Genomic DNA, 25,795 nt, shown 5'->3' with positions numbered 1-25,795 from the left:
GGAGACTTCATGACAGCCCCTGCTGCCGCCGAGCCCACCGCCGCCGATCGCCGCCGCTGGGCGCGCTACCTCGTCGAAGAACGAGCCGAAGGTCGCGTGTATCAGAACCTCGCGAGTCGTCGCACCGGAGAGGAGAAGGAGATCCTGCTCCGCCTCGCCGATGCGGAGCGCCGCCACGAACAGCACTGGCTCGACCTGCTCGGCGACGAGCCGGCACGTCTGCCGCGTGCCGGAGTCCGCTCCCGGCTGCTCGGGTGGATGGCGGGCCGTTTCGGGTCGATCTTCGTGCTCGCACTCGCGCAGAGCGCCGAGGCCCGCTCGCCCTACGACTCCGAGCAGTACGCGACACCGGCGATGCGCGCCGACGAGAAGGTGCACTACGAGGTGGTGCGAGGTCTCGCCGCGCGCGGCAGAAGGCGTCTGTCCGGGTCGTTCCGCGCCGCGGTGTTCGGAGCGAACGACGGCCTCGTCAGCAACCTCGCCCTTGTGCTCGGCATCGGCGCGACCGGAGTGAGCTCGGGTTTCGTCCTGTTCAGCGGTATCGCCGGGCTGCTCGCCGGGGCGCTGTCGATGGGGGCGGGGGAGTTCGTCTCCGTCAGATCCCAGCGGGAGCTGCTGGCGGCGACCGAGGCCAACGAGGACGCCGCTGCCTCCGCCGCCGACCTCGACATCGATGAGAACGAGCTCGCGCTCGTCTACCGCGCGCGTGGGATCGGTCCGGACGAGGCGCTCGAACGTGCGCGAAGGATCGTCTCTGCAGCGCGGGCGGGCGTGGAGCGGACCGCGACCGGTCCGGTCACCGTGCACGCGCATGCGGGCGACGATCACGAGATCGTCGGAAGCGACTGGACCGCAGCGATCTCGAGCTTCCTGCTGTTCGCCTCCGGAGCGATCATCCCGGTGCTGCCCTGGATCTTCGGCCTCGACGGGGCCACGGCGGTCATCGTCGCACTCGTGCTCGTCGGGGTCGCGCTGCTGACCACCGGCGCCATGGTCGGAATCCTGTCGGGTGGGCCGCCCCTCCGGCGCGCGCTTCGCCAGCTGGCCATCGGCTTCGGCGCGGCGGCGATCACATACGTGCTCGGCCTGGTGTTCGGGGTGGGAGCCGTCTGAGGCGCGGTGACGCGTGATCTGACGCAGCAACAGGGGGCGGTTCTTCGCACGGAGATCCGCCTCTTGTCGCATCCGGAACGGGTTCGTCTTCGGATACGAAGAAGGCCCCGGATATCCTGAAGATATCCGGGGCCTGTCTGTGCGCGGAGGGGGACTTGAACCCCCACGCCCTTACGGGCACTACGACCTCAACGTAGCGCGTCTACCATTCCGCCACCCGCGCAGGTGTTGGATGTTCGTTGCCGAACGAAGATTTACATTAGCACGAGCTTCGAGGCTCCCTGAAACCGGCCGTGACGCCCGGGCGCGCCACGGCGTTTCGCTAGCCTGAGCACATGACCGATCCCTCCCTTCCCGAGGTCGTCCGCATCGCGAGCGACCTGATCCGCTTCGACACCTCCAACTTCGGCGGAGGCAACGCGAAGGGCGAACGGGAGGCCGCCGAGTACGTGGGCGCCTACCTGGAGGAGCTGGGACTCGAGGTCGAGTACTACGAGCCGATCCCGCGGCGCACGAACGTGATGGCGCGCGTCCCCGGGCGCGATTCGAGCAAGCCGGCACTGGTCGTGCACGGACATCTCGACGTCGTGCCGGCGATGGCAGAGGACTGGACGGTCGACCCGTTCGCCGGAATCGTCAAGGACGGGATGCTGTGGGGCCGCGGGGCCGTCGACATGAAGAACATGAACGCGATGATCCTCACCGCCGTCGCCGACATCCTGCGAGCGGGGGAGCAGCCCGAGCGCGACCTGGTGCTGGCGTTCTTCGCCGATGAGGAGAACGGCGGGGTCGAGGGGTCGGCACTCGTCGTGCAGAACAGGCCCGAGTGGTTCGCCGGCGCCACCGAGGCAATCAGTGAGGTCGGCGGGTATTCGATCACCGTCGATGATCGTCGCGCGTACCTGCTGCAGGTGGGCGAGAAGGCGCTCATCTGGATCAGACTCGTCGCGAAGGGGCGTGCGGGCCACGGCAGCCGTCTGCACGACGACAATGCGGTCACCAAGCTCGCTGAAGCCGTGGCGGCGATCGGACGCACGCGGTGGCCGCTGCGACTGACCGCGACCACCCAGGCCCTGTTGCAGGGGCTGAGCGACCTCACCGGGCGCTCGGTCGACGATCCGGATGCTCTCGCCGCAGCCGCGGGGCCCGCGGAGGCATTCCTGCGTTCGTCGTTCCGCACCACCACGAACCCCACGGCGCTCACGGCGGGCTACAAGCACAACGTGATCCCCGAGCGGGCCGAGGCGCTGATCGACGTGCGAGTGATCCCCGGGACCGAGGACGACGTGCTGGACGAGCTGCAGCAGATCGTCGGTGAGGACATCGAGATCAAGATCGTCGTGCGCGACATCGGCATGGAGACGCCCTTCGCCGGCGATCTGGTCGAGGCGATGGTCGCGAGTCTCGGTCGCCACGACCCCGGGGTGCCGGTGATCCCGTATCTGCTGGGCGCGGGCACCGATAACAAGGCGCTCGCCTACCTGGACATCACCGGCTACGGCTTCGCCCCTCTGCGGCTTCCTGCAGACCTCGACTTCACGGGCATGTTCCACGGAGTCGACGAGCGCGTACCCGTAGAATCGCTTGTCTTCGGTCAGCGGGTGCTGGCCGATCTGCTGCGCACGTACTGAGCCTCCGGCTCGGTGCCCGCGCACCACGATTCAGAAAGCTCCTCCATGCACCTGCTCGAAGCGCTCATCCTCGGTATCGTCCAGGGACTCACCGAGTTCCTCCCGATCTCCTCCAGCGCCCATCTGCGCATCCTCGGAACCTTCCTGCCCTCCGGCGAGGACCCGGGTGCCGCGTTCACCGCGATCACGCAGATCGGCACCGAGGCGGCGGTGGTGGTCTTCTTCTGGCGCGACATCGTGCGGATCATCGCACAGTGGTTCCGCTCCCTGACCGGCCGCGTTCCTCGCAGCGATCCCGACGCGCGCATGGGCTGGATGATCATCATCGGCAGCATCCCGATCGTGCTGCTCGGACTGCTCTTCCAGGACCAGATCGAGACCGTCTTCCGGTCGCTGTGGATCGTCGCGATCATGCTGATCGTCTTCGGCATCCTGCTCGGCATCGCTGATCACGTCGGCGCCAAGCGCCGCAAGCTCGACCAGCTGACGTACCCGCACGGAATCGCCTACGGCTTCGCGCAGGCTCTGGCGCTGATCCCCGGGGTCTCGCGCTCGGGTGGAACGATCACGATGGGGCTGTTCCTGGGCTACGAGCGTGCCGCTGCGGCTCGGTACGCGTTCCTGCTCGCGATCCCCGCGGTCTTCGGAAGCGGCTTCTACCAGGTGTTCAAGAGCTGGGACGAGCCGTCGTTCTTCTCGCTCGGCGACACGCTGGCTGCGACCGGCATCGCGTTCGTCGTGGCTCTCGGAGTGATCGCGTTCTTCATGAACTACATCTCGAAGCGCAGCTTCCTGCCGTTCGTGATCTACCGCATCCTGCTCGGAACCGTCCTGCTGGTCCTGCTCGGCACGGGCGTCATCGCGGCCTGAGCGCGGAGACACACCCGGGGACTAGCGCTTGTGGTCCCCGGGGCCGTCTCCGCGGCGCTTGAGATACCGCTCGAACGCCTGTGCGATCGCGTCGCCCGAGGCATCGGGGGAGTCCCACGTGTCTCGGGTGCGCTCGAGCTGCTGGATGTACTCCGTCATGTCTTCGTCGTCTGCTGCGGCAGCATCGATCGAGGCCTCCCACGCGGCGGCCTCGGTGCGCAGGTGATCACGCGGTACATCGACGCCGGTCAGCTCCTCGAGCCGGTCGAGCAGTGCGAGGGTGACCTTCGGCGACGGCGTCGCAGACGCGACGTAGTGCGGCACGCTGGCCCAGAGGCTCGCTGTCGGGATGCCGGCGCTCTCGGCGAAGTGCTCGATCACGCTCAGGATCCCGACGGGGCCCTCGTACAGAGAACGTTCCAGACCGTGCGCCTCGCGCACCTGCTCGTTCTGGCTCGAGGCGAAGATCGAGATCGGTCGGGTGTGCGGCACGTCCGAGAGCATGGCGCCGAGGGTCACGAAGCCGGTGATGTCATCACGGAGTGCGACGTCGATGAACTCCGCCGCGAAGGCCTGCCAGGTGCGGGCGGGCTCGACTCCGGTCAGCACCCAGAACTCGGGCCCGGGCGCGGGATTGCGCGGACGCCACAGTCCGGCCTCCGGCCAGGTGAGCTGACGGCGCCCTTCGGCATCCATCTTCGTCGCGGGGCGCGTGTACTGATAGTCGAAGTACAGCTCGGGATCGATCGAGTGCACGAGGTCGTAATCGGTCGTCTCGCGCAGTGCGGCGATCGCGCCGCTCGCGGCCTCGCCCGCGTCATTCCAGCCGTCGAAGGCGACGATGACGATGCGTGAACCGAGGACATCCATCATGGGCTCCCTTCGCGATATCCGGATCGGTATCCCTCCAGGCTAGTCCGACTGCGCGGGGAGGGCGCGGAGCCACGGCTAACATGGTTCAGTGAGCAGACAGCCCCGCGCGATCCTCTGGGACATGGACGGAACACTCGTCGACACTGAGCCGTACTGGATGGCGGCGGAGACCCGGCTGGTCGAATCCTTCGGAGGCACCTGGAGTCACGAAGACGCTCTGCAGCTGGTGGGCAACGGGCTGATCGACAGTGCGATCATCCTGCAGAACGCCGGCGTCGACATGGATGCCGAAGCCATCGTGGCGCTGCTCACCGACGGAGTGCAGGAGGCGCTGCGCACGCAGGGCGTGCCGTTCCGTCCGGGTGCGCGCGAGTTGCTTCAGGACTTGCGATCGGCAGGGATCCCGACCGGACTCGTGACCATGTCGCTCCGCCGGATGGCGTTGAGCGTGGTCGACCTGATCGAGTTCGACGCCTTCGACATCGTCGTCGCCGGCGATGACGTGACCAATCCCAAACCGCACCCGGAGCCGTATCTGCACGCCGCAGGGCTGCTCGAGATCGACATCGCCGACACGGTCGTGATCGAGGACTCGCCGACGGGACTCCGTTCCGGGATCGCCTCTGGAGCCGTCGCGCTCGGCGTCCCGCACATCGTGCCGCTCGACCATGTCGGAGCCCACGAGCTCTGGCCGACGCTCGAGGGACGCACCGCCGCCGACCTCATCGACCTGTTCGACCGCAAGACCTCCATGACGGGAGCCACCCGATGACCGACATCACCTCACAGCGGCCGAGCGGGCCGTTCCGGGAGGGCGATCGGGTGCAGCTGACCGGCCCCAAGGGTCGTCTGCACACCGTGACCCTCCGCGAGGACGGCGAGCTGCACACCCATCAGGGAGTGCTCAGGCATCGTGACCTCATCGGTCTTCCCGACGGTTCGGTCGCCGCGAACAGCTCGGGGCACGAGTACCTCGCGCTGCGGCCGCTGCTGCGCGACTTCGCGATGTCGATGCCGCGCGGCGCGGCGATCGTCTACCCGAAGGATGCGGCGCAGATCGTGATGCAGGCCGACATCTTCCCCGGCGCGGTCGTCGTCGAGGCGGGCGTCGGTTCGGGCGCCCTCTCGCTCTCGCTGCTCCGGGCCATCGGTCCGGTCGGTCGACTGGTGTCGTTCGAACGTCGTGAGGACTTCGCCCAGGTCGCCCGCGGGAACGTCGAGACATTCTTCGGCGAGACGCCGGACACCTGGAACGTGGTCGTCGGGGATCTCGCCGATGCGCTTCCAGCCGAGTTCCCGGCCGGCACGGTCGATCGCGTCGTACTCGACATGCTCGCACCGTGGGAATGCATGGACGTCGTCGCCGACGCACTCACACCCGGCGGCGTCGTGCTCTGCTACGTCGCGACGGCCACGCAGCTCTCGCGCGTCGCCGAGTACATCCGCGGCACCGGGCTGTTCACCGACCCCGAGGCGTCCGAGACGATGGTGCGAGGGTGGCACGTCGAAGGCCTCGCCGTCAGGCCCGATCACCGCATGGTGGCGCACACCGGCTTCCTCCTCACGGCGCGCCGGCTGGCACCGGGTGCCGTGGCGCCGCAGGTGAAGCGCAGGGCCTCGAAGAGCAGCTATGGCGATGCGGATGTCGACGCGTGGACGCCCGGCGCCGTAGGCGATCGGGAGATCAACGACAAGAACCTGCGCAAGCGTGCCAGGGAGGCCGCGAAGGCCGCCGAAGGGGCACGTCTGGCGTCTGGTTCGCGCGAATCCGAGCCACCGACGGAATAGACTGGAGCGCGTGCGTAAAACGTCCGCCGTTCTGGCCACCCTCAGCCTCGCCGTCCTCACTCTGACCGGATGCGCTTCGGCGCCGTCGTTCGCCGGTGATGTCTGCGATCGTGCGGCCGCGTCTACTCCATCCATCAAGGATTCGGTGTCCGTGGAGGGCGATCTGGGTGAGGCGCCCGACGTCACGGTCTACAGCCCCGTGAAGGCGGACGAGACCTCATTCGCCGACATCGTCACCGGCGATGGCCGTGCTATCACGACCACGGGTCAGACCTTTGTGACCGACTTCACGTTCTACGGTGCGAAGAGCGGTAAGGAGCTCACGGCGTCCGCCTACGACGGCGACCTGAGCCGCATCAACAACATCACGTCGTGGGAGAAGCAGGTCCCTGGCTTCGGCAAGGTCCTGGAGTGCGCCACCGCCGGGACTCGTATGATTGCCGTGCTGTCGGCCGAGGACTTCGGAGAGGGCAACGCGCAGTCGTTCGGGCTCGGTGAGGACGAGGGTGTAGTGGGGGTCGTGGATGTGCACGCGGTCGACCTCGCCCGCGCAACGGGTGCTCTGCAGTTCAACGATGCGAAGGGGCTCCCGACCGTCGTACGCGCATCGGACGGCACTCCCGGCATCATCGTCCCCGACAGTGTCGCTCCATCCGAGGCCGTGACGCAGACGCTCATCAAGGGTGAGGGCGCGAAGGTCGAAGAGGGCCAGACGCTCATCATGAATTCGACCACCGTGGGCTGGGACGACAAGAAGGTGACCTCGAGCACGTGGGGCAGCGACCCCCAGCTGGCACCGGCTGCACCGGGACTCGTCGGCTCCACGGTCGGTTCGCAGCTGCTTGTGGTGACACCCGAGCAGGATGGAGCGCCTGCGTCGGCCACCGTCATCGACATCCTCGGCATCGTTCCCGTTCCGGAGCAGTGATGGCCGCCCGTATTCCCGCGGAAGAGCGTCTGACGAACCTCGTCGTGGCGCTCATGGCCACGGAGATCGGGCTCACCAAGCAGCAGATCCTCGACAACGTGTCGGGCTACCGTCAGCGTGCCGATGCGGGCGTGCGCTCGGATGCGCTCGAGAAGATGTTCGAGCGCGACAAGGACGAGCTGCGCACTCTCGGCGTCCCCGTCGAGACGATCGGCGACCAGGCTGATCCCAATGACCTCCGCGAAGCCCGCTATCGCATTCCGCAGGCGGAATACGACCTGCCCAGCGACATCGAATTCACCGCTGCTGAACTCGCCGTGCTGCAACTGGCCGGCAGCGTCTGGAGCGCCGAATCCGCGTCGGGCGACGCCAAGGCCGGCGTGCGCAAGATCCGGGCACTCGGGATCGACGGCGACGAGCCGATCATCGGCTTCGCGCCACGGATCACCGCTCGCGATGCGGCGTTTCCGCAGCTGCAGGACGCGATCGAGAAGAGCCGCGTCGTCGTCTTCGACTACCTCAAGCCGGGGGAGGACGCGCCGCGCCGCCGCAGCATCCGTCCGCTGGCTCTCGTCGACTACGAGGCGAGATGGCATGTCTTCGGCGTCGACGTGGACATCGAGGAGGACCGCATGTTCCTGCTCAGCCGGATCGTCGGGGACGTGAGGATCACGACGAGGGCCTTCGACTCCGCCCTTCGCGAGGGAGCGGGGGAGCGTGCACTGAGCGGTCTCGAGCGCGTCGCCTCTCAGAACTCGGCGCTGCTCGAGGTCACCCCTGGCACCGAGGCCTCGCTGCGTCTGGGCCGCCGTGCGACGCCTGCGGCGACACAGGGAATCCTCGTGCCGTTCGTCGACCTGCATATCTTCGCCGACGAACTCGCCTCGTACGGCCCCGAGGTACGGGTGGTCGAGCCCGTCGCGCTCCGCACCGCAGTCGTCGATCGCCTGAGCGCGGTCGTCGCGACCAACTCGGACGCAGGGGAGTCACGATGAGCGCTCAGGCGAAGCCGCTGCTCGCCGCCGACCGCGTCCGCGTCTACCTGACGCTCGTGCCTTACCTTCTCGAGCACGGCCAAGTCTCGCTCGCTGAGGCGGCTGCGGAGTTCGGGGTGACTCCGGCAGAGATGCGACAGATGGTCGAGAAGCTGACCGTCATCGGCCTGCCCGGTGATTCCGGCTTCTGGCAGCAGCCGCAGGAGATGTTCGACATCAACTGGGACCTCCTCGACGAAGAGGACGTCATCGAGATCACCAACGATGTCGCCCTACGGCGGGTTCCGCGCTTCACCGCCCGCGAGGCCGCAGCGCTGCTCGCCGGTCTGCAGATGGTCGCCGCCGTGCCGGCGGTCTCCGACTCCGGACTCGTCAGCGGTCTCATCTCGAAGCTGTCGCGCGGTGCGGCAGACGCCCCGGCAGAGGTCGTCGTCGCGCCGAGCGCTGTCGACGAGGTGCGCCAGGTCGTGTCGCGCGGTGTACAGAACGGTGTCGCCGTGTCGTTCACATACCAGGCGCCCGATGCCGCACCCACCACGCGAACCGTGGATCCTGTGCAGGTGCTGATCACGAACGCACAGTGGTATCTGCAGGGGTGGTGCCACATGCGACAGGCGATGCGGACGTTCCACCTCGATCGGGTGAGCGATGCGCGTCTGACGGACATTCCGATCACACATGCCGGTGACCACGTCCCGGAGGCGTTCACCGCCGTCGAGGACGAGGGCGAGGTCAGAGTGCGTGTGCCCGAGCGGATGGCGCCTCTGCTCGGTGACTTCCTCACCGCGGACAACGCCGACGTCAGTGACGGGATCGTCACCGTGCGGCTGCACCTGGCCGACCCTCGGGGTGTGAAACGACTGGCGGCGAAGTTCGGCGGAGCCCTCGAAGTCGTGGATCCCGGCGTCGCCCGCACGGCTGCACGCGAGTGGGCCGCCGCAGGACTCGCGCTGTATCGCCGACCAGACGGCGACAACGCCGGTTAGACTGCTACTAAACGACGAAGGAGAATCATGGGCGCTTTCGGTTGGCCACATCTGCTGATCATCCTCGCCGTCATCCTGCTGCTCTTCGGTGCGGCGAAGCTGCCGGCACTCGCGAAGAGCCTCGGGCAGTCCGCCCGGGTTTTCAAGGGCGAGATGAAGGCGATGAAGAACGAGGACGCGACTGACGCCGCGGATCCGGCATCCCCGACTCCCGCGGCCACCACCGCGGACACCACGGTGACGGCTCGCGACACGGATCCGGGTCAGCCTCCTCGATCCGCATAGTTCGTGTCCGCTCTCGAATCCGCCGATCCGGGGACGCCGGGCCGCGACAGGCGGATGTCTCTCGGCGCGCATCTGGTCGAGCTCCGCAGGCGGCTGTTCATCGCCGCCGGCGCGCTGGTGGTCGGGATGGTCATCGCGTTCTTCGTCACCGGCCCGATCATCGAACTCCTGTCGATTCCGATCCGGACCATCGCCGAAGAGGCCGGGCGTGACTATGTCGGCCTCAACTTCACCACCGTGACGAGCGGTTTCGATCTGCGCATGCGCATCGCGTTCGCGATCGGCCTTCTGATCTCGGCACCCGTCTGGCTGTGGCAGGTATGGGCTTTCGTGATGCCGGGGCTCACGAAGAAGGAGACCCAGTACACGTGGGGTTTCCTCGGAGCCTCGATCCCGCTGTTCTTCGGCGGGTGTACCGTGGCGTTCTTCGTCCTTCCACACGTCATCGAGATCATGGCGTCGTTCGTGCCCACGGGAATGGCGCAGTTCTTCGACTACTCGACCTACTACGACTTCGTCTTCAAATTCCTGCTGGTGCTCGGCATCGCCTTCGTCCTCCCCGTCTTCCTCGTGGCGCTGAACCTCGCGGGAGTCATGTCGGGCCGCGACATCCTCAAGGGGTGGCGGGTCGCGATCCTCGTGTGCACGATCTTCGCAGCGATCACCACTCCGCCTGCCGACGTCTTCTCGATGCTGCTCCTCATGGCATCCATGATCGTGCTGTATTTCGCGGCCACATTCGTCTCGATGCTGTTCGACCGCCGCAAGCGCAAGCGCGATGAGGCCGCAGGCATCGAACCCGTGAGCGCATGAGCTCGCCCTCGGAGCGGTACGCCGCCGCCCGTGAGGCCGCAGGGCACCCCGCGACCGTCGCCTTCGGTGCGAGCCAGAAGTTCGAGCTCGATCCCTTCCAGATCGAGGGCTGTCACGCGCTCGAAGACGGCAGCAGCGTGCTCGTCGCTGCGCCGACCGGGGCAGGCAAGACGATCGTCGGCGAGTTCGCGATCCATCTGGCGATGCAGACCCCGAGGGATAAGGCGTTCTACACGACGCCGATGAAGGCCCTGTCGAACCAGAAGTTCCGCGAACTGGTCGATGTCTACGGACCCGACGAGGTCGGACTGCTGACCGGTGACACGAACATCAACGGCAATGCCCGCATCGTCGTGATGACGACCGAGGTGCTCCGCAACATGATCTACGCGGACTCGGCCGCTCTGCGTGATCTGCAGTACGTGATCATGGACGAGGTGCACTACCTCGCCGATCGCTTCCGCGGTGCCGTGTGGGAAGAGGTGATCATCCACCTCCCGCAGCACGTGCGGCTCGTATCGCTCAGCGCGACCGTCTCGAACGCCGAGGAGTTCGGTGACTGGCTCGACACCGTGCGAGGCGACACCGAGGTGATCGTCTCCGAGATCCGGCCCGTGCCGCTGGAGCAGCACGTGCTGGTGCGCGACGACCTCCTGCCGCTGTTCGACGACCGCGCGGGCGTCGCCACCGCGCAGGTGAATCAGGAGCTGATGCGCATCCGCTCCTTCACCGGCTCGAACTACGAGAACAACCGCGACGCGCAGTCGTACCGCAGCAATCGCCACGCGGGGCGACAGGCACAGCGCCCGCCGCGAGGCGGACGGCGACCGGTCCGCGCCTCGAACGTGCGCCGCATCGAGCGCATGGACAGGCCGGACGTCATCCGTCTCCTCGAACGCTCGAATCTCCTTCCCGCGATCTTCTTCATCTTCAGCAGGGTCGGTTGCGATGCCGCCGTGCAGCAGGTCAGGCGCTCGGGCGTCCGGCTCACGTCGGCCGATGAGCGTGCCGAGATCCGTGCGATCGTCGAAGAACGCACGAGGTCTCTGCAGGACGAGGACCTCGGGGTGCTGGGTTACTTCGAGTGGCTCGACAACCTGGAACGAGGCGTCGCCGCTCACCACGCCGGTCTCCTTCCCGCCTTCAAGGAGGTCGTGGAGGACCTCTTCAAACGCAAGCTCGTGAAGGTCGTGTTCGCGACCGAGACCCTCGCTCTCGGGATCAACATGCCCGCTCGAACCGTCGTCCTCGAGAAGATGGAGAAGTTCAACGGCGAGGCGCGCGTTGCGATCACCTCCGGGGAGTACACACAGCTGACAGGACGCGCGGGGCGTCGCGGCATCGACGTCGAGGGCCACGCCGTCGTGCAGTGGACCGAGGGCATGGATCCCCAGTCCGTCGCTGCACTCGCGTCCCGTCGCACGTATCCGCTCAACTCCAGCTTCCGCCCGACGTACAACATGGCGGTCAACCTGATCGACCTGTTCGGAAAGGCTCGTGCCCGTCAGATCCTCGAGTCGTCGTTCGCCCAGTTCCAGGCGGACCGCGCGGTCGTGGGACTCGCACGGCAGGTGCGAGAGGCCGACGAGTCACTCGAGGGGTACAAGTCTGCGATGGTCTGCGACCACGGAGACTTCCTCGACTACGCGTCGATCCGCCGTGAGCTGAGCGACCTCGAGAAGAAGAACCGCCAGGACTCGAACGCTCCGCGGGTCACGCGCGACAAGCGCATGAAGCAGATCCAGGGTCTGCGTACGCGAATGCAGCGACACGGATGCCACCGCTGCCCCGACCGCGAATCGCACGCGCGCTGGGCCGAGCGGTATTGGAAGCTCAAGCGGCAGACCGACCGCATCCGTCGCCAGATCGAGAACAGGACCGGAACGGTCGCGCGGGTCTTCGACCGGGTCGTCGAGGTGCTTGAGACGCTCGACTACCTGCGACGCGATGACGACGACGAGACCGGCCTCACGGAGGCGGGGCGCACGATGCGACGCATCTACGGTGAGCGCGACCTCCTGGTGGCCGAATCCCTCAGGCAGGGCCTCTGGAACGGGTTGGACGCCCCGTCGTTGGCGGCGATGGCGTGCTGCCTCGTCTACGAGCCGCGCCGAGACGAGGCGAATTCGGGGGAGCGGGATCTCCCACGCGGAGCCTTCCGCGCCGCATACGAGAAGACCACGACGCTCTGGGCGGAGCTGGACGACCTCGAGAAGGATCATCACCTTCCGGGCAGTGAGCCTCTCGCCGCCGGACTCGCCGGTGCCATGCACGCATGGGCGCGCGGGGGGATGCTGGATCGTGTGCTGGTGGACGCGGACATGGCGGCGGGTGACTTCGTGCGCTGGGCGAAGCAGACGATCGACCTCCTCGATCAGCTCTCGATCGTCGCCGAAGACGGGGCTCTCGCCCGGAACGCGCGCGTCGCGCTCGACGGTGTCCGTCGCGGCATCGTCGCCTATTCTTCGATGTGACCAGAGGAACGATGCCTGACTCCCGAGCGCGACAGCGCCCACTTCTGCCGCTCTCGCTCGCGCTTCCCGCTGCGGCGGCCGCAGCACTGCTCATGGATCTGTCGTATCCCGACACCGCAGTGTGGGTGCTCGCCTTCCCGGCCACCGCGTTGCTGCTGATCGCCCTGATCGGACGCAGGGCGGGAGGTGCGCTGGCTGTGGGGCTGGTCTACGGAGTGATCTTCTTCGGGCTGCTGGTGTCCTTCACCTCGCGCTACCTGGGTCCGCTGCCCTGGGCCGCACTGAGCGTCCTGGAAGGCGTCCTGACGGCCGTGGCGCTCATCCTGATCACGTTCGCTTATCGCTGGATCCCCAGGGCTCTGCCGGGCCTCTGGGCGCGGCTCCTGCTCCTTCCGGCAGTCGTGGCCGCGCTCTGGGTCGGGCGGGAGCTGTTCGTGGGTTCGTGGCCGTACGGAGGCTTCCCGTGGGCCCGTCTGGGCATGAGCCAGGCCGAGAGTCCGCTGGCGCACGTCGCGTCCTGGATCGGGGTGAGCGGACTCAGCTTCCTGATGGTGTTCGTCGTCGCCCTGGTCATCCAGGTGGTGCGTGAGAAGGTCTGGCGTCGCCCGACTGCCCTGGTCGCGCCGGTCGTCGTCGCTGTCGCGCTGCTCCTCACACCGTTGTTCCCCACGACCGTCAGCGGATCCATGCGCATCGCCGCCGTGCAGGGGAACGGGCCGAGCGGGTATTTCGACGAGCGAAAGCCGTACTCGCTCATCGATGCGCAGACGGATGCGACCGAGCCGCTCTACGGCGAAGACGTCGACCTGTTGGTGTGGCCCGAGGGTTCGCTCGACTTCGACCCGTTCCAGTCCGAGTCGCTGGGGAGGCGGATGAGCGCGATCGCCTCGCGCATCGGCGCACCCCTGCTCGCCAACGCCGCGACGGAACGTGACGGACTCTTCTACAACACCTCGCTGCTGTGGGCCGAGGACGGTGCGACCGGACAGCTCCACGACAAGCGGCATCCGGTGCCCTTCGGCGAGTACGTGCCGGACAGGCCCTTCTTCAACGCCCTCGCGCCCGATCTGATCGGTCTGATCCAGCGGGAGTACACGCCGGGTTCGAACGCTCCGGTGGTCGACGTCGACGGCGTGAAGGTCGGGCTCGCCATCTGCTTCGATGTGATCTACGACGACGTGATCAACGAGGGAATGGCAGAGGGCGCCGAGGTGCTGGTCTTCCAGACGAACAACGCGGACTTCCGCGGAACCGACGAGAATCTGCAGCAGCTCGCCTTCGCACGGATGCGGGCGATCGAGACCGGTCGCAGCGTGGTCAACATCTCGACGGTCGGGACGAGCCAGGTGATCCGCCCGGACGGCTCCACCGTCTCGAGCCTGGATGCGGGAAAGGCCGGAGCGCTGCTCGAGGATGTCGAACTGCGCTCCGGCCTCACAGCGGGAGTCGCTCTCGGCCCCTGGATTCAGCAGATCCTGCTGTGGGGCGGCCTGGGCGCGCTCGCCTTCGGGTGGCTGCGCGCTCGGAGGCGTTAGGCGCCGATCTTCTCGCGGGTCGGGTCTTCGCCGGCTCCGCGGCGGGCGCGGATGAAGGCGAGTCGTTCTTCGAGGAGCTCCTCGAGCTCCGCGCGGGTGCGACGCTCCAACAGCATGTCCCAGTGCGTACGCGCGGCCTTCTCGTCGGCGGCGTCGAGCGTGACAGCCTGGCCGTCGACGTTCAGGCGGGCGTCCGCGCCGCAGGCACGGCACTCCCAGGTCTGCGGCGGCTCTGCGTCCGCTGCGAACATCAGGTTCGTGACATGGCCGCAGGTGTCACAGATGTAGGTGGTTTCACGGCGCTCCATGAACACGACGCCCTCTTCGCTCTGTAGGCTCTGGGCGCCGAGTCGGATGCCGCGTAGGCTGCGATCTGCCATTGTGTGGTCCTCTCGTCGCTGTCAGGTATAACGCTCCAGCCTGTGCGCTTCATCCACGCAAGCGGGTTCTCGGCGCTATTCACAGCGGAATCCCAGCGCGAGCGCGTATGGGCGGCGTGGCGCGTTCAGCCGGCCAAGGTCGCGAGGGCGACGTCGGCGCGATCCGAGACGATTCCGTCCACACCGGACGCGACGAGTCTGCGCATGTCGTCCGAGTCGTTCACCGTCCACACGTGAACTTCGGTGCCGTGCGCGTGTGCGGACCGAAGGAGAGCAGGCGTGAGGATCCTGAGTGCGCCGTGTCGTTCGGGAATCTGAAGCGCGTCGATGTCGCGCAGCACCCGGGCGGGGGAGAGGTGGAGCGCCGAGAGTCCGCGCACGGCGGCGATCGTGCGGCTGCCGCCCGAGGTGGCCGGTCGCAACGCTGCGCCGGCGCGGAGGACCGCGGCGACGGTGGCTCGACGGTTGGCATCGGAGAAGCTCGTCACGAGGACTCGCTCCGTGTGATCGACGAGGATCGGCCCGAGCAGCTGTGGGGCATCCGCCGTCTTGACGTCGATGTTGAAACGCGCGGTCGGGAACGAGGCGAGCGCGTCCGCGACCGTGAGGAGGCCGCCGTGATCGGCGAAGATGAGGGCGAGCTCGCGTGTGCGCACCTCGCTGACCGCGCGGGGATCCCCGGCGAGGCGTTGCAGCGTCGAGTCGTGGAAGAGCACGACGTCTCCGTCTGCGGTCACCTGGCAGTCGGTCTCGATGTACTCCGCACCCGCCGCATGCGCCGCCGCGAAGGCGGCCGCGGAGTTCTCCCACACGCCGGAGTCCTCACCCGCCGCGGTGACGAGACCGCGGTGAGCGAGGACTCGGGGGTGACGTGCCTTCTCGAAGTACGGGTGCGTCACGCGCCGGGCAGGTTGGTCGGTGGCTGCCCGGGCTTCGGCGTGAACGCGCTGCCGATCCCCTTGAGGGCTTCGGTCAGCTCGCTCGGAATGATCCAGAGCTTGTTCGACTGGCCCTCGCTGATCTTCGGCAGCATCTGCAGGTACTGGTAGGCCAGCAGCTTGTCGTCCGGTGCGCCCTGGTGGATCGCGGTGAAGACGTTCTGGATGGCCTCGGCCTCACCCTGAGCGCGCAGGACCGCCGCCTGCTTGTCACCTTCGGCTCGCAGGATCTCGGCCTGCCGCGAACCCTCTGCCTCGAGGATCGCGGACTGCTTGGTTCCTTCGGCCGTGAGGATCGCTGCTCGGCGATCACGCTCCGCGCGCATCTGCTTCTCCATCGAGTCCTGGATGGAGATGGGCGGATCGATCGCCTTGAGCTCGACACGCCCGACGCGGATTCCCCACTTGCCGGTGGCCTCGTCGAGAACGACGCGCAGCTGGCCGTTGATGTTGTCGCGGCTGGTGAGCGCCTCTTCGAGGTTGAGGCCACCGACGACGTTACGGAGCGTCGTCGTTGTGAGCTGCTCGACGGCGCCGAGGTAGTTCGCGATCTCGTAGGTCGCGGCCCGGGCATCCGTCACCTGGAAATACACCACGGTGTCGATCGAGACGACGAGGTTGTCTTCCGTGATCACCGGCTGCGGCGGGAACGACACGACCTGCTCGCGCATGTCGATCAGCGGACGCAGCCGATCGATGAAGGGGACGAGGATGTTGAGTCCCGGCATGAGCGTCTTGTGGTACCGACCGAGGCGCTCGACGACACCTGCCGTCGCCTGCGGGATGATGCGGATGGATCTGGCCAGCGTGACCACCACGAAGATGATGATCGCGATGACGAGGATCCACCCGATCGCAGCGGGGATGAACGATGCGTCGTCCAAGAGGTTCTCCTAGTCGTTGACGGGACGGACGGTGGCGGTCGCGCCGCTGATCGCGACGACCGCGATCGGGGACCCCTGCGGGATGGGCACGGGTCCGGCGGTGCGGGCTGTCCAGGTGTCGCCATTGCTGAGCTTCACCTGGCCGGTGATCTGGGTGATGTCCTGAAGAGCGGTGCCTCGTAGTTCGAGGAGTGCATCGACGTTGGATTTCGTCGGATCCTCGCCGCGATGCAGCCGCTTGATCAGCGGTGGGCGCAGGAACAGGATGAACAGTGCTGCGGCCGCCGCGGCGATCAGCACCTGCACCCAGACGGGGATGCCGATGAAGTCGGTGACGAGTCCGACGACGCTTCCGAAGCTGAGCATGAGGAAGGTGAAGTCGAGCGTCAGCATCTCGATGACGAGGAAGATGGCGATCAGGACCAACCACCCGATCCATGCCCATTGGTCGATGAACTGAACGAATGTCGCGAAGTTGTCCATGCGGCCTCCTTTGCGGTCAACCTATCACGCGCCATCGGTCGGGTCTCGGGCCGCGGAGGCCGCCTTGATAGTCTGGAGGCGCCGTGTCATCACGGCGTTTCACGCATCAGAGGAGTCACCGTGACCGACGTTCTTCCCGCAGGATCCCTCGAGGGCAAGGTCGCCCTCGTCACCGGTTCGTCCCGAGGCATCGGCGCTGACACGGTCCGCTATCTCGCCGAGGCAGGCGCCGACGTCGTGATCAACTTCCGCAACAAGGCCCCGCGCGCCGAGAAGCTCGCCTCTCAGCTGCGTGAACTGGGTCGCCGTGTCCTCGTCGTCGGTGCGGACCTCACCGACCCCGCATCCGTCGCCGAGATGTTCGACGCCGTGAAGGCCGAGTTCGGACACCTGGACGTGCTCGTGCTCAACGCATCCGGCGGCATGGAGTCCGGCATGGCCGAGGACTACGCGCTCCTCCTGAACCGCGACGCGCAGCTCAGCGTGCTCGATGCGGCCACGCCGCTGCTCGCCGAGGACGCCCGCGTGGTGTTCGTCACGAGCCACCAGGCGCACTTCATCCGCACGACGCCCACGATGCCGGAGTACGAGCCGGTGGCACTGTCGAAGCGCGCGGGCGAGGACGCCCTCCGGGAGCGCATCCCGGGCCTGGCAGAGAAGGGGATCGGCTTCACCGTCGTCTCAGGCGACATGATCGAGGGAACCATCACGGCGACACTCCTCGAGCGTGCCAACCCCGGCGCGATCGCCGAGCGCCGCGAGTCCGCGGGCAAGCTCTACAACGTGTCCGAGTTCGCAGCAGAGGTCGCACGCGCCGCGGTCGACCCGGTGCCGACGGACAACACGCGTCTCGTCGGCGACGTGAGCGCCTTCGCTGCCGAGTGACCCGCTGACACAGGAAGAGGGCCCCGTCCTGATGGACGGGGCCCTCTTCATATCTGCTGTCAGTTCGTGGTGTCGGCGTCGACCGACGCGACGAAGTTCTTCGCGTCCTTGCCGAGCGTGATCGCACGGACGATCTGAACGATGCCCAGGACGACCAGCGAGATGCCGAGCACCAGCCACAGGACGGCGGCGGCGTAGAGCGGCGAGAAGAGCACGACGATACCCGCGATGATGCTGAGCAGCGCGTACAGGAGCGTCCAGACGCGCGAGCCGTCCTGTCCGAGCAGCGACAGAGCGACCACGCCGTCGACGATCCAGCTGATGCCGATGAAGATGACCACGACGAGCGCGAGTGTCGCTGCGGCGACGCCGAGGTTCGCGAACGCGATGACGCCGGCGACGATGTAGAGCAGGCCGAGCACGATGTGTCCGACGCGAGCCCAACCGCCCTTGACCTTCGAGAAGATCCCGAGGCCGATGTAGACGAGACCGGCGACGACGAGGTAGGACGCGAAGATGGCGGTGACGATCACCGCGGACTTGAGCGGCCAGACGAGCAGGATGATGCCGGCGATCAGTGCGATGACTCCGGATACCGCCAGGACGACCCGGATGGATGTGAAGAGCGACTTCGCTTCGGAAGCGAGGGGAGTGGCCATGGTGGGGGACCCTTTCTGAGAAATTCCTGTGAGGGATGATCACAGAGTAGCGCTGTCCGGGTGGGGATGGGAGAGCGACTCCTCCGCGGCGTCGCAGAAGCACATACCGCGTGATGAAGCGTCATGGCAGGATCTACTCGTGACTCCTGACGACGACGCCCGTCTCCGCGAGCTCGTCGTCATGCGCAAGGTGCGCGACCGTATCGATCGCGAGTATGCGAAGCCTCTCGATGTCGAAGCACTCGCGAAGGGGGTGCACATGTCGGCAGGTCACCTCAGCCGTCGATTCCGAGAGGCATACGGCGAGTCTCCGTACTCCTATCTGATGACCCGTCGGATCGAGCGGGCCATGGCGCTGCTGCGCCGAGGCGACCTCTCGGTCACGGAGGTGTGCTTCGAAGTGGGGTCCTCGTCACTCGGCACCTTCAGCACTCGGTTCACCGAGCTCGTCGGTGTCTCACCCAGCGTGTACCGTGAACGCGCGACCAATGTCGACGGCATCCCGACGGTGCACGCGAAGCAGGTCATCAGACCGATCAGGAATCAAGAAGCACCCCGAACCGACGCGAACCTAGCCTGAACCCATGAACATCAGCATCCACTACGCATTCCTTCCGCACACGGATGCCGAGGCAGCCCTCGGCTTCTATCGCGATGCCCTCGGCTTCGAGGTGCGCAACGACGTCGGCTACGACGGGTTGCGATGGCTCACCGTCGGCCCCGAGAATCAGCCCGAGACGTCGATCGTGCTGCATCCACCGGCAACCGACCCGGGGATCACCGATGCCGAGAGGCAGACGATCCTCGAACTCATCGCGAAGGGCAGCTACACGGCGCTCACCCTCGCGAGCGACGACCTCGACGGGCTCTTCGAGCGCTTGGTCGAGCAGGGTGCCGACGTCGTGCAGGAGCCCATGGATCAGCCGTACGGAGTGCGCGACTGCGCCTTCCGTGATCCCGCAGGCAACCTTCTCCGCATCAACCAGGCCGGCTGACGCCGGCTGAGAACACCGAGGACCACCATGACCCATGTCGCCGACGGGCACGACCTCATTCGCGTCCAGGGAGCCCGCGAGAACAACCTCAAAGAGGTCAGCGTCGACATCCCGAAACGTCGTCTGACGGTGTTCACGGGAGTCTCCGGCTCCGGCAAGAGCTCGCTGGTCTTCGACACCATCGCGGCCGAGTCGAGGCGGATGATCGACGAGACCTACAGTGCGTTCGTGCAGGGCTTCATGCCGTCCGTGCCTCGCCCGGACGTCGATGTCCTGGAGGGGCTGACGACGTCGATCATCGTCGATCAGGAGCGCCTCGGGGCCAACCCCCGGTCGACCGTGGGGACGGTCACCGACGCGAACGCGATGCTGCGTATCCTCTTCAGCAAGCTCGGTCAGCCCTACATCGGCGGACCGACGGCGTTCTCCTTCAACATCCCCACGCAGAAGGCCAGCGGTGTGATGACCGGGCCCGGCGGTGAGAAGAAGATCGTCAAGGATGCGATCTATCTCGGTGGCATGTGTCCCCGGTGCGAGGGCAGGGGAGCGGTGTCAGACCTCGACCTCGCTCAGATCGTCGACGAGTCGAAGTCGCTCGATGAGGGCGCCATCATGGTGCCCGGGTACACGGCCGACGGCTGGATGGTCAAGGGATTCTCCGCGTCAGGCTTCTACCCGGCGGACAAGCCTGTGTCGTCGTTCACCGAGAAGCAGCGGCATCTGTTCCTCTACGGCGAGGTCACGAAGGTCAAGATCTCGGGCATCAACATGACCTACGAGGGCCTCATCCCGAAGATCACGAAGTCGATGCTCTCGAAGGACCTGGACGCCCTGCAGCCGCACATCCGCGCCTTCGTCGAGCGCGTCGCCACGTTCGCGACCTGCCCCGAGTGCGACGGCACCCGCCTCACGGAGGGTGCGCGCTCGTCGAAGATCGCCGGGATCAGCATCGCCGATGCGTGCCGGACGCAGGTGACCGACCTCGCCGCGTGGGTAGGAGGTCTCGAGCTGCCCGGCGCAGCGCCTCTTCTCGAGGCGCTGCGTGCCAATCTCGACGCATTCGTGACCCTCGGGCTCGGATACCTGAGCCTCGAGCGTCCATCGGGCACGTTGTCCGGGGGAGAGGCGCAGCGAATCAAGATGCTCCGCCACCTCGGTTCGTCGCTGACGGACGTGACGTACGTGTTCGACGAGCCCACGATCGGGCTGCACCCGCACGACATCCAGCGCATGAACACGCTGCTGCTCCGCTTGCGAGACAAGGGCAACACGGTGCTCGTGGTCGAGCACAAGCCCGAGACCATCGCGATCGGCGACCATGTGGTCGACCTGGGGCCCGGCGCGGGAAGCAAGGGTGGGGAGATCTGCTTCGAGGGCACCGTCGACGGACTCAAGGCCAGCGGCACCCTCACGGGCGAGCACCTCGACGACCGTGCGGAACTCAAGTCGACGGTGCGCCGCAGCAACGGACGGATCGAGGTGCGCGGCGCCACGGCGAACAATCTGCAGGACGTCGATGTCGACATCCCGACGGGCGTCCTGACTGTCGTGACGGGTGTCGCGGGTTCGGGCAAGAGCTCGCTCATCCACGGCTCGGTCTCGAAGCTTGAGGGGGTGGTGGCCATCGATCAGGGGGCGATCAAGGGCTCGCGTCGCAGCAACCCCGCCACGTACACCGGGATGCTGGAGCCCATCCGCAAAGCGTTCGCGAAGGCCAACGGGGTCAAGCCGGCTCTCTTCAGCGCGAACTCCGAGGGAGCCTGCCCGACGTGCAAGGGCGCAGGCGTCATCATCACCGAGCTCGGGTTCATGGACACGATCGAGACGCCCTGCGAGGACTGCGGCGGCAAGCGCTTCCAGGCGGCTGTGCTCGAGTACAAGCTCGCAGGCAAGGACATCATCCAGGTGCTGGATCTGCCCGTCTCCGAGGCACGCGTCTTCTTCTCCGAGGGCGATGCGAAGCTGCCGGCGGCGGCTGCCATCCTCGGGCGCTTGGAAGACGTCGGGCTCGGCTACCTCTCGCTCGGGCAGCCGCTGTCGACGCTCTCGGGTGGTGAGCGCCAGCGGATCAAGCTCGCCATTCAGATGGGGGAGAAGGGCGACACGTATGTCCTCGACGAACCCACCACAGGACTGCATCTCGCCGACGTGCAGAACATCCTCGGCCTTCTCGACAGGCTGGTGGAGTCCGGCAAGACCGTGATCGTCATCGAGCATCATCAGGCGGTGATGGCGCACGCCGACTGGATCATCGACATCGGGCCCGGTGCGGGTCATGACGGCGGACGCGTGGTGTTCGAAGGAAGCCCCGCAGACCTCGTGGCGGCGAAGTCGACGCTGACGGGGGAGCACCTCGCCGCCTACGTGGGCGCCTAGGTCGGGGCCCGATCAGGCGACGTCGGAGAAGGCCGGTCAGTCCTTGCGGGCGACGATCGTGAACGTGCAGGGGACGAGGTTTCGCTCAGCCTCCGGCCACGCGTAGCCGCGGGGGACCTCGACCATTCGAGGACTGAAACGCCACGGGAGCGTTCGTCCCTCATCGAAGTGGACGAGACGCAGGCCGGCACCGAGCAGCGCGCCGAGGATCTCGGACAGCGGATGCGGCCACTCGTACGTCCTCGAATGTGCGACCGTGCCGTCACCCGCATAGGTGGAGTCGTCGTCCCACTGCTGCGCGCGGCCGTCTCCGAAGTACGGGTAGCGCGTCGTGAGTTCCTGCGCATCCTCGTCGAGGGCGAGAAGTGCGGGATGCCCGTCGCGGATGAAGAACGTTCCGCCCGGACGCAGCAGTGCGGCGATCTGAGCTGCCCAGCGATCGAGATCCTCGAGCCAGCAGATCGTGCCGATGCTCGTGTACACGACATCGAAGTCGCCCGACACCGCGCTGCGCGCATCGAGAACGTCCGTTTCCACCCAGGTGGCAGCGACACCAGCGCGGTCGGCGAGAGCGGCTGCGACGCCCAGCGCAGGCGCGGAGAAGTCGACGCCCGTGACGACCGCCCCGGAGCGTGCCCAAGAGATCGTGTCGGTGCCGATGTGGCACTGCAGGTGGCACAGGTCGAGCCCGGTGAGAGCGTCGCCGGGCAGAAATCGGCTGAGCACAGGCAGGTCGTCAGTCACGACGTCACTGATGTGCGTCGGGTCGTCGAACGCATCCAGCCCGTACGCCGCTTCGTGCAGTGGCACGCGGTCATCCCAGTTCTGGAGGTTGGCTCCGCGTGCGGCTTCCCAGTCGATCTCGATGTTGCTTCCGTTCACGCCTCGAGCCTAGCGAGGCTCCGATCGACGCGGATGCAGTAATGCCGATAATGCACATTATGTCAGTACAAGTGAAGAGGCGAGGTCCCCTGCCGGGCCGAGCCGGCGCGGATCACCACGGAGTTCCTCGAAGATCGATGTCACCCTGCGGCCACCCGCCGCCGAGAGCGTTCGCGCTGGCTGCGAAGACGAGTAACGGTCCCGTCGATGTGACTGTTGCGCGCGGATCCGTCATGGACACGTGGCGCTCTTCGGCGTACACCTGTGACCATCCGGTGCGCTCGTAGAAAGGCACGACCTCATCGCGGCATCCGAGGTAGCCGAACTCGACATGATCGTCGTCGCGCATCGCCTGCTGAGCGTAGGACATCACTCGACGGCCGACTCCGTCGGAACGCCAGCGCGGATGCACCAGGACTCCCCCGGTTCCCGCTACCGGAACGTCGTGCCGGCCGACGCGTATGATCCGCCGCTGATAGCCGACGTGCGCGACGGCCGTCGAGCCGCGGAAGACGATCGTGTGCACATCCGCCGGAGAATAACCGTACGGGCGGTCGGGGTTCCACTCTCCGTGTTCCTCGCGGTACTCGCTGTCGAAGAGATCGCGCAGCATCGCCGTCTGAGAGGCCGTCAGCGCGTCGTGCTCGACGATGACGACGTGCTCCGCAACGCCCACCGCGGGTGCCGAAAGTAAGGCCGCCACCGTCAGGATATTCCGTCCATGCGCACCCACGGGGCGGTCGCATCCTGAGTCGACGAAACCGAGCTTCTCGAGCACGCGGCGCGAGGCGACGTTCCACTCCCAGACACTCGCCCAGACTCGCTCGTGTCCTGCAGATCGCGCCCAGGCGAGAACAGCCGTGGCGGCTTCCGTCGCGTACCCGCGACCGTGGACGCTCCGCAGAAGCTCGAACGCGATCTCAGGCTCGTTCGCCGACCCGTTGCCCTCGAAGATGAGCCCGCAGTAGCCGTACAGCTCCCCCGTCGCGGCGTCCTGCACGGACAGCAGGTCGGAGCGCTCGCTGTCCGCGTCGGCGATGTGAGCTGCGATGTCTGCGACCGTCGGGTGGCCGTCGGCATCGAGCTTGCGATGAGCCGGCACTCGTTCGTCTCGTTCGGTCCAGAGTCGACGGAACACCTCGGCGTCCTCGACCTCCTGGGGGCGGAGGATCAGGCGCTGCGTGCGCAGAGTCGCCCCACCCAGCGCACCGGGCGCGGAGACCGGAGCGTCGGTGCTCACGTCGCCGATCCGGCTTCGACGAGATCCGCCAGTGCCGCCGTCACCGATCCCCAGCCATCGAGAAAGCCGAGGTCCTGGTGCAGATTCCGTGCGACGGGGTCGCGATGGCGCACGATCGCGCGGTAGGCGGTCCCCTCCGCGTGCTCGCCGAAGATGATCTCCGCCGTCATGGAGACAGGCTCAGGCTGCGCCGGCCGCCAGGAGCTGTCGATGACGTTGGTGAAGACCAGTCGCTTCTCGGACTCCACGACGAGGAAGATGCCATCCGTATGCGGGACGTACTCCCCCGCCTCCTCGCGCATGCTGGTGACGAAGCCTCCGCCAGGTCGTACATCGAGGCGATCCACGCGCGTCTGCATGGGGGCGGGCACCCACCACCGGGCGAGAAGCTCCGGATCGGTCCATGCTCGCCAGACGGAGGAAGGCGAGGCCCGGATGACCCTTTCGAGGGTCAGATCGAGGGTCGGGTCGAGTACGGTGCTGGTCATGGTGACTCCTCCAGGTCGGTCGCGATGGCTTCGAGGCGGCTCGTGCGGTCTTCCCAGACCCGCCGCTGCTCATCGAGCCAGTCCGTCACCACCGCGAGGCGTTCGCGGTCGAGGCTGCAGGTGCGCACACGCCCGCTCTTCGCTGTGTGGATGAGGCCGCTGCTCTCGAGCGCTCGGATGTGCTTCAGGAAAGACGGAAGCGTGATCGGGAACGGCTGCGCCAGCTCCCCCACGCTTGCGGGCCCTCGCCCGAGGCGCCGGATGATGTCGCGACGAGTGGGGTCGGAGAGAGCGAGGAACACCTCACTCACGTCCATACTGTTAGCCATGAAGATAAGTATTGCGCTCGACAATGCTTAGCGCAAGGGCAAAGTTTCTGCACGCCGCACCATGCAGACGAGTCCCTCACGGTCATCCCACGATGCGACCCGCTCGAATCCGCGCGATTCGTACAGCCTGATCGCCGGAGCGCGCCACTCCCACACGGACAGGCGAACGAGCCCGGCCGTCAGAGACAGTGCCGCATCCAGCAACGCGGAGCCGAGTCCGCGGCCGCGAAGGTCTGGATCTGCCCAGAGTCGCTTGATCTCGGCCTCTCCCCCGTCGATCCGGATGATGACGACCCCGACGGGCTGCCTCTCGACCACGGCGACCAGCGTCGTGCAGTCAGCGTAGGCGGCGCGGGGATCCGCCACCTCCCGCCCGTATCGTGGCGGCAACAGCGTCAGTGCGTCAGCCGATTCGGCCAGACCGCGCTCGCGCTTCTCCGCCTCGGTCTGCAGGAGATAGGTGCGGACGAGCGCACTCACCGCCGTCGTGTCGCACTCGTCCCACTGCGATGCTCGCACGCGGATCGGCAGCCGGAGCCTGTCAGACGACGAGTGAGTACGGGGCGAAGTCACATCCCCATTCTGCTCTCACTGCGCCGCCCAGACTCCCAGCTCGTTGCCGCTCGGGTCCACGAAGTGCAGTCGCCGCCCACCAGGGAAGTCGTACGGCCCCTGCGTCACTGCGCCGCCGGCATCCGTGATCGCCGCGTGCGTGGCGTCGAGGTCATCGGAGTACAGCAGCACGAGCGGCCCTCCCGCGGGACGCGCCTGGTCGGAGAGCAGCAGACCGCCCACCTCTGACCCGTCACCTGTCGGCGAGGCGATGCCCGCGTAGGCAGGACCGTAGTCGACGAACACCCAGCCGAAAGTGTCGCCATAGAAGCGCTTCGCGGTCTCGAGGTCATTGACGACGAGCTCGACGTAGTTGAGGGAGTGATGAACGGGTGCGGGAGTCATGCGGCCAC

28 protein-coding genes and 1 tRNA gene are annotated in these 25,795 nt (G+C 66.9%); 16 read left to right on the top strand and 13 right to left on the bottom strand.

What is annotated here, in order from left to right:
• Positions 1 to 9: 9 nt before the first annotated feature.
• A complete protein-coding gene (locus ACTJKH_RS03840) occupies positions 10 to 1,113 on the top strand; it encodes a VIT1/CCC1 transporter family protein (protein WP_440735819.1) in 1,104 nt (367 codons plus the stop codon).
• 140 nt (positions 1,114 to 1,253) lie between these two features.
• Here the strand turns inward: ACTJKH_RS03840 and ACTJKH_RS03835 are convergent.
• Positions 1,254 to 1,336 (bottom strand) — tRNA-Leu (locus tag ACTJKH_RS03835).
• A gap of 112 nt (positions 1,337 to 1,448) precedes the next feature.
• Between ACTJKH_RS03835 and ACTJKH_RS03830 the strand changes: the two genes are divergently transcribed.
• Positions 1,449 to 2,744 carry a M20/M25/M40 family metallo-hydrolase gene (locus ACTJKH_RS03830; RefSeq protein WP_440735818.1) on the top strand — a complete coding sequence of 432 codons (1,296 nt, stop codon included), beginning with the start codon at positions 1,449 to 1,451 and terminating at the stop codon, positions 2,742 to 2,744.
• A gap of 45 nt (positions 2,745 to 2,789) precedes the next feature.
• Positions 2,790 to 3,614 (top strand): undecaprenyl-diphosphate phosphatase, encoded by an 825-nt coding sequence (locus tag ACTJKH_RS03825; RefSeq protein WP_440735817.1) that lies wholly within the window; start codon positions 2,790 to 2,792, stop codon positions 3,612 to 3,614.
• Between the two features lie 21 nt (positions 3,615 to 3,635).
• Here ACTJKH_RS03825 and ACTJKH_RS03820 read toward each other — a convergent pair whose 3' ends face one another.
• Positions 3,636 to 4,484 carry a PAC2 family protein gene (locus ACTJKH_RS03820; protein WP_210097895.1) on the bottom strand — a complete coding sequence of 283 codons (849 nt, stop codon included), beginning with the start codon at positions 4,482 to 4,484 and terminating at the stop codon, positions 3,636 to 3,638.
• 91 nt (positions 4,485 to 4,575) lie between these two features.
• Here ACTJKH_RS03820 and ACTJKH_RS03815 point away from each other — a divergent pair, with 91 nt between their 5' ends.
• Genes ACTJKH_RS03815 through lnt form a run of 9 tightly spaced genes read left to right on the top strand, consistent with a single transcriptional unit; the run spans position 4,576 to position 14,291 of the window.
• Positions 4,576 to 5,259, top strand: coding sequence for an HAD family hydrolase (locus ACTJKH_RS03815; protein ID WP_440735816.1), 684 nt, complete (start codon positions 4,576 to 4,578; stop codon positions 5,257 to 5,259).
• Positions 5,256 to 6,275 (top strand): tRNA (adenine-N1)-methyltransferase, encoded by a 1,020-nt coding sequence (locus tag ACTJKH_RS03810; RefSeq protein WP_309688445.1) that lies wholly within the window; start codon positions 5,256 to 5,258, stop codon positions 6,273 to 6,275. The genes ACTJKH_RS03815 and ACTJKH_RS03810 overlap by 4 nt, the downstream gene beginning before the upstream one ends.
• Before the next feature lie 10 nt (positions 6,276 to 6,285).
• Entirely contained in the window at positions 6,286 to 7,203 is a 918-nt protein-coding gene (locus ACTJKH_RS03805; RefSeq protein ID WP_440735815.1) for a hypothetical protein, read from the top strand.
• Positions 7,203 to 8,198, top strand: a complete 996-nt coding sequence (locus ACTJKH_RS03800; protein ID WP_367820262.1) for a helix-turn-helix transcriptional regulator — start codon at positions 7,203 to 7,205, stop codon at positions 8,196 to 8,198. The genes ACTJKH_RS03805 and ACTJKH_RS03800 overlap by 1 nt, the downstream gene beginning before the upstream one ends.
• Positions 8,195 to 9,184, top strand: coding sequence for a helix-turn-helix transcriptional regulator (locus ACTJKH_RS03795; RefSeq protein ID WP_079112786.1), 990 nt, complete (start codon positions 8,195 to 8,197; stop codon positions 9,182 to 9,184). The genes ACTJKH_RS03800 and ACTJKH_RS03795 overlap by 4 nt, the downstream gene beginning before the upstream one ends.
• Positions 9,185 to 9,211: 27 nt before the next feature.
• Positions 9,212 to 9,469 (top strand): Sec-independent protein translocase subunit TatA, encoded by a 258-nt coding sequence (gene tatA, locus ACTJKH_RS03790; protein ID WP_042536676.1) that lies wholly within the window; start codon positions 9,212 to 9,214, stop codon positions 9,467 to 9,469.
• A 54-nt stretch (positions 9,470 to 9,523) separates the two neighbouring features.
• Positions 9,524 to 10,282 (top strand): twin-arginine translocase subunit TatC, encoded by a 759-nt coding sequence (gene tatC / locus ACTJKH_RS03785; RefSeq protein WP_210099172.1) that lies wholly within the window; start codon positions 9,524 to 9,526, stop codon positions 10,280 to 10,282.
• Positions 10,279 to 12,756, top strand: a complete 2,478-nt coding sequence (locus ACTJKH_RS03780) for a DEAD/DEAH box helicase (protein ID WP_440735814.1) — start codon at positions 10,279 to 10,281, stop codon at positions 12,754 to 12,756. Before tatC ends, ACTJKH_RS03780 begins: the two co-directional genes overlap by 4 nt.
• An 11-nt stretch (positions 12,757 to 12,767) precedes the next feature.
• On the top strand, positions 12,768 to 14,291 hold the full coding sequence (lnt, locus tag ACTJKH_RS03775; protein ID WP_440735813.1) for an apolipoprotein N-acyltransferase: 1,524 nt from the start codon (positions 12,768 to 12,770) through the stop codon (positions 14,289 to 14,291).
• Here the strand turns inward: lnt and ACTJKH_RS03770 are convergent.
• From ACTJKH_RS03770 to ACTJKH_RS03755, 4 genes are all read right to left on the bottom strand, one after another.
• The gene (locus tag ACTJKH_RS03770) at positions 14,288 to 14,671 is read right to left on the bottom strand and encodes an RNA polymerase-binding protein RbpA (RefSeq protein ID WP_210097903.1); all 384 of its coding nucleotides are present in this window, start codon (positions 14,669 to 14,671) and stop codon (positions 14,288 to 14,290) included. The genes lnt and ACTJKH_RS03770 overlap by 4 nt on opposite strands.
• 125 nt (positions 14,672 to 14,796) lie before the next feature.
• Positions 14,797 to 15,570, bottom strand: a complete 774-nt coding sequence (locus tag ACTJKH_RS03765; RefSeq protein ID WP_440735812.1) for a glycerophosphodiester phosphodiesterase family protein — start codon at positions 15,568 to 15,570, stop codon at positions 14,797 to 14,799.
• Positions 15,567 to 16,493 (bottom strand): SPFH domain-containing protein, encoded by a 927-nt coding sequence (locus ACTJKH_RS03760; RefSeq protein WP_210097905.1) that lies wholly within the window; start codon positions 16,491 to 16,493, stop codon positions 15,567 to 15,569. Before ACTJKH_RS03760 ends, ACTJKH_RS03765 begins: the two co-directional genes overlap by 4 nt.
• A 9-nt stretch (positions 16,494 to 16,502) precedes the next feature.
• Positions 16,503 to 16,976 (bottom strand): NfeD family protein, encoded by a 474-nt coding sequence (locus ACTJKH_RS03755; protein ID WP_440735811.1) that lies wholly within the window; start codon positions 16,974 to 16,976, stop codon positions 16,503 to 16,505.
• Positions 16,977 to 17,096: 120 nt separating this feature from the next.
• On the opposite strand from ACTJKH_RS03755, the gene ACTJKH_RS03750 reads away from it, so the two are divergent.
• Positions 17,097 to 17,861, top strand: a complete 765-nt coding sequence (locus tag ACTJKH_RS03750; protein WP_440735810.1) for an SDR family oxidoreductase — start codon at positions 17,097 to 17,099, stop codon at positions 17,859 to 17,861.
• A 59-nt stretch (positions 17,862 to 17,920) separates the two neighbouring features.
• Here ACTJKH_RS03750 and ACTJKH_RS03745 read toward each other — a convergent pair whose 3' ends face one another.
• Positions 17,921 to 18,520: an HdeD family acid-resistance protein gene (locus ACTJKH_RS03745; protein ID WP_440735809.1), complete on the bottom strand. Its 600-nt coding sequence runs from the start codon at positions 18,518 to 18,520 to the stop codon at positions 17,921 to 17,923.
• 181 nt (positions 18,521 to 18,701) lie between these two features.
• Here ACTJKH_RS03745 and ACTJKH_RS03740 point away from each other — a divergent pair, with 181 nt between their 5' ends.
• From ACTJKH_RS03740 to ACTJKH_RS03730, 3 genes are read left to right on the top strand one after another with little or no spacing between them, the layout of a single operon-like run.
• The gene (locus ACTJKH_RS03740; RefSeq protein ID WP_440736142.1) at positions 18,702 to 19,100 is read left to right on the top strand and encodes a helix-turn-helix transcriptional regulator; all 399 of its coding nucleotides are present in this window, start codon (positions 18,702 to 18,704) and stop codon (positions 19,098 to 19,100) included.
• A gap of 4 nt (positions 19,101 to 19,104) precedes the next feature.
• Positions 19,105 to 19,515 (top strand): VOC family protein, encoded by a 411-nt coding sequence (locus ACTJKH_RS03735; RefSeq protein WP_259159049.1) that lies wholly within the window; start codon positions 19,105 to 19,107, stop codon positions 19,513 to 19,515.
• Positions 19,516 to 19,542: 27 nt separating this feature from the next.
• Positions 19,543 to 21,891, top strand: a complete 2,349-nt coding sequence (locus ACTJKH_RS03730) for an ATP-binding cassette domain-containing protein (protein WP_440735808.1) — start codon at positions 19,543 to 19,545, stop codon at positions 21,889 to 21,891.
• Positions 21,892 to 21,927: 36 nt separating this feature from the next.
• Here the strand turns inward: ACTJKH_RS03730 and ACTJKH_RS03725 are convergent, their stop codons facing one another.
• From ACTJKH_RS03725 to ACTJKH_RS03700, 6 genes are all read right to left on the bottom strand, one after another.
• The gene (locus tag ACTJKH_RS03725; RefSeq protein ID WP_440735807.1) at positions 21,928 to 22,773 is read right to left on the bottom strand and encodes a class I SAM-dependent methyltransferase; all 846 of its coding nucleotides are present in this window, start codon (positions 22,771 to 22,773) and stop codon (positions 21,928 to 21,930) included.
• A 112-nt stretch (positions 22,774 to 22,885) separates the two neighbouring features.
• Complete coding sequence (locus ACTJKH_RS03720; RefSeq protein WP_440735806.1) at positions 22,886 to 24,013, bottom strand: GNAT family N-acetyltransferase; 1,128 nt, start codon at positions 24,011 to 24,013, stop codon at positions 22,886 to 22,888.
• On the bottom strand, positions 24,010 to 24,501 hold the full coding sequence (locus ACTJKH_RS03715) for an SRPBCC domain-containing protein (protein ID WP_440735805.1): 492 nt from the start codon (positions 24,499 to 24,501) through the stop codon (positions 24,010 to 24,012). The genes ACTJKH_RS03720 and ACTJKH_RS03715 overlap by 4 nt, the downstream gene beginning before the upstream one ends.
• Positions 24,498 to 24,830 carry an ArsR/SmtB family transcription factor gene (locus tag ACTJKH_RS03710; RefSeq protein WP_440735804.1) on the bottom strand — a complete coding sequence of 111 codons (333 nt, stop codon included), beginning with the start codon at positions 24,828 to 24,830 and terminating at the stop codon, positions 24,498 to 24,500. Before ACTJKH_RS03710 ends, ACTJKH_RS03715 begins: the two co-directional genes overlap by 4 nt.
• 27 nt (positions 24,831 to 24,857) lie before the next feature.
• Entirely contained in the window at positions 24,858 to 25,403 is a 546-nt protein-coding gene (locus ACTJKH_RS03705) for a GNAT family N-acetyltransferase (RefSeq protein WP_440735803.1), read from the bottom strand.
• Between the two features lie 15 nt (positions 25,404 to 25,418).
• Positions 25,419 to 25,787 (bottom strand): VOC family protein, encoded by a 369-nt coding sequence (locus tag ACTJKH_RS03700; RefSeq protein WP_259159041.1) that lies wholly within the window; start codon positions 25,785 to 25,787, stop codon positions 25,419 to 25,421.
• Between the last annotated feature and the right edge of the window lie 8 nt (positions 25,788 to 25,795).

The organism is Microbacterium sp. 22215, from assembly GCF_052045655.1.
GTDB lineage: Bacteria > Actinomycetota > Actinomycetes > Actinomycetales > Microbacteriaceae > Microbacterium > Microbacterium phyllosphaerae.
The sequence above is the reverse complement of the archived record's forward strand: the minus strand, read 5'-3'. Positions and strand labels throughout refer to the sequence as shown.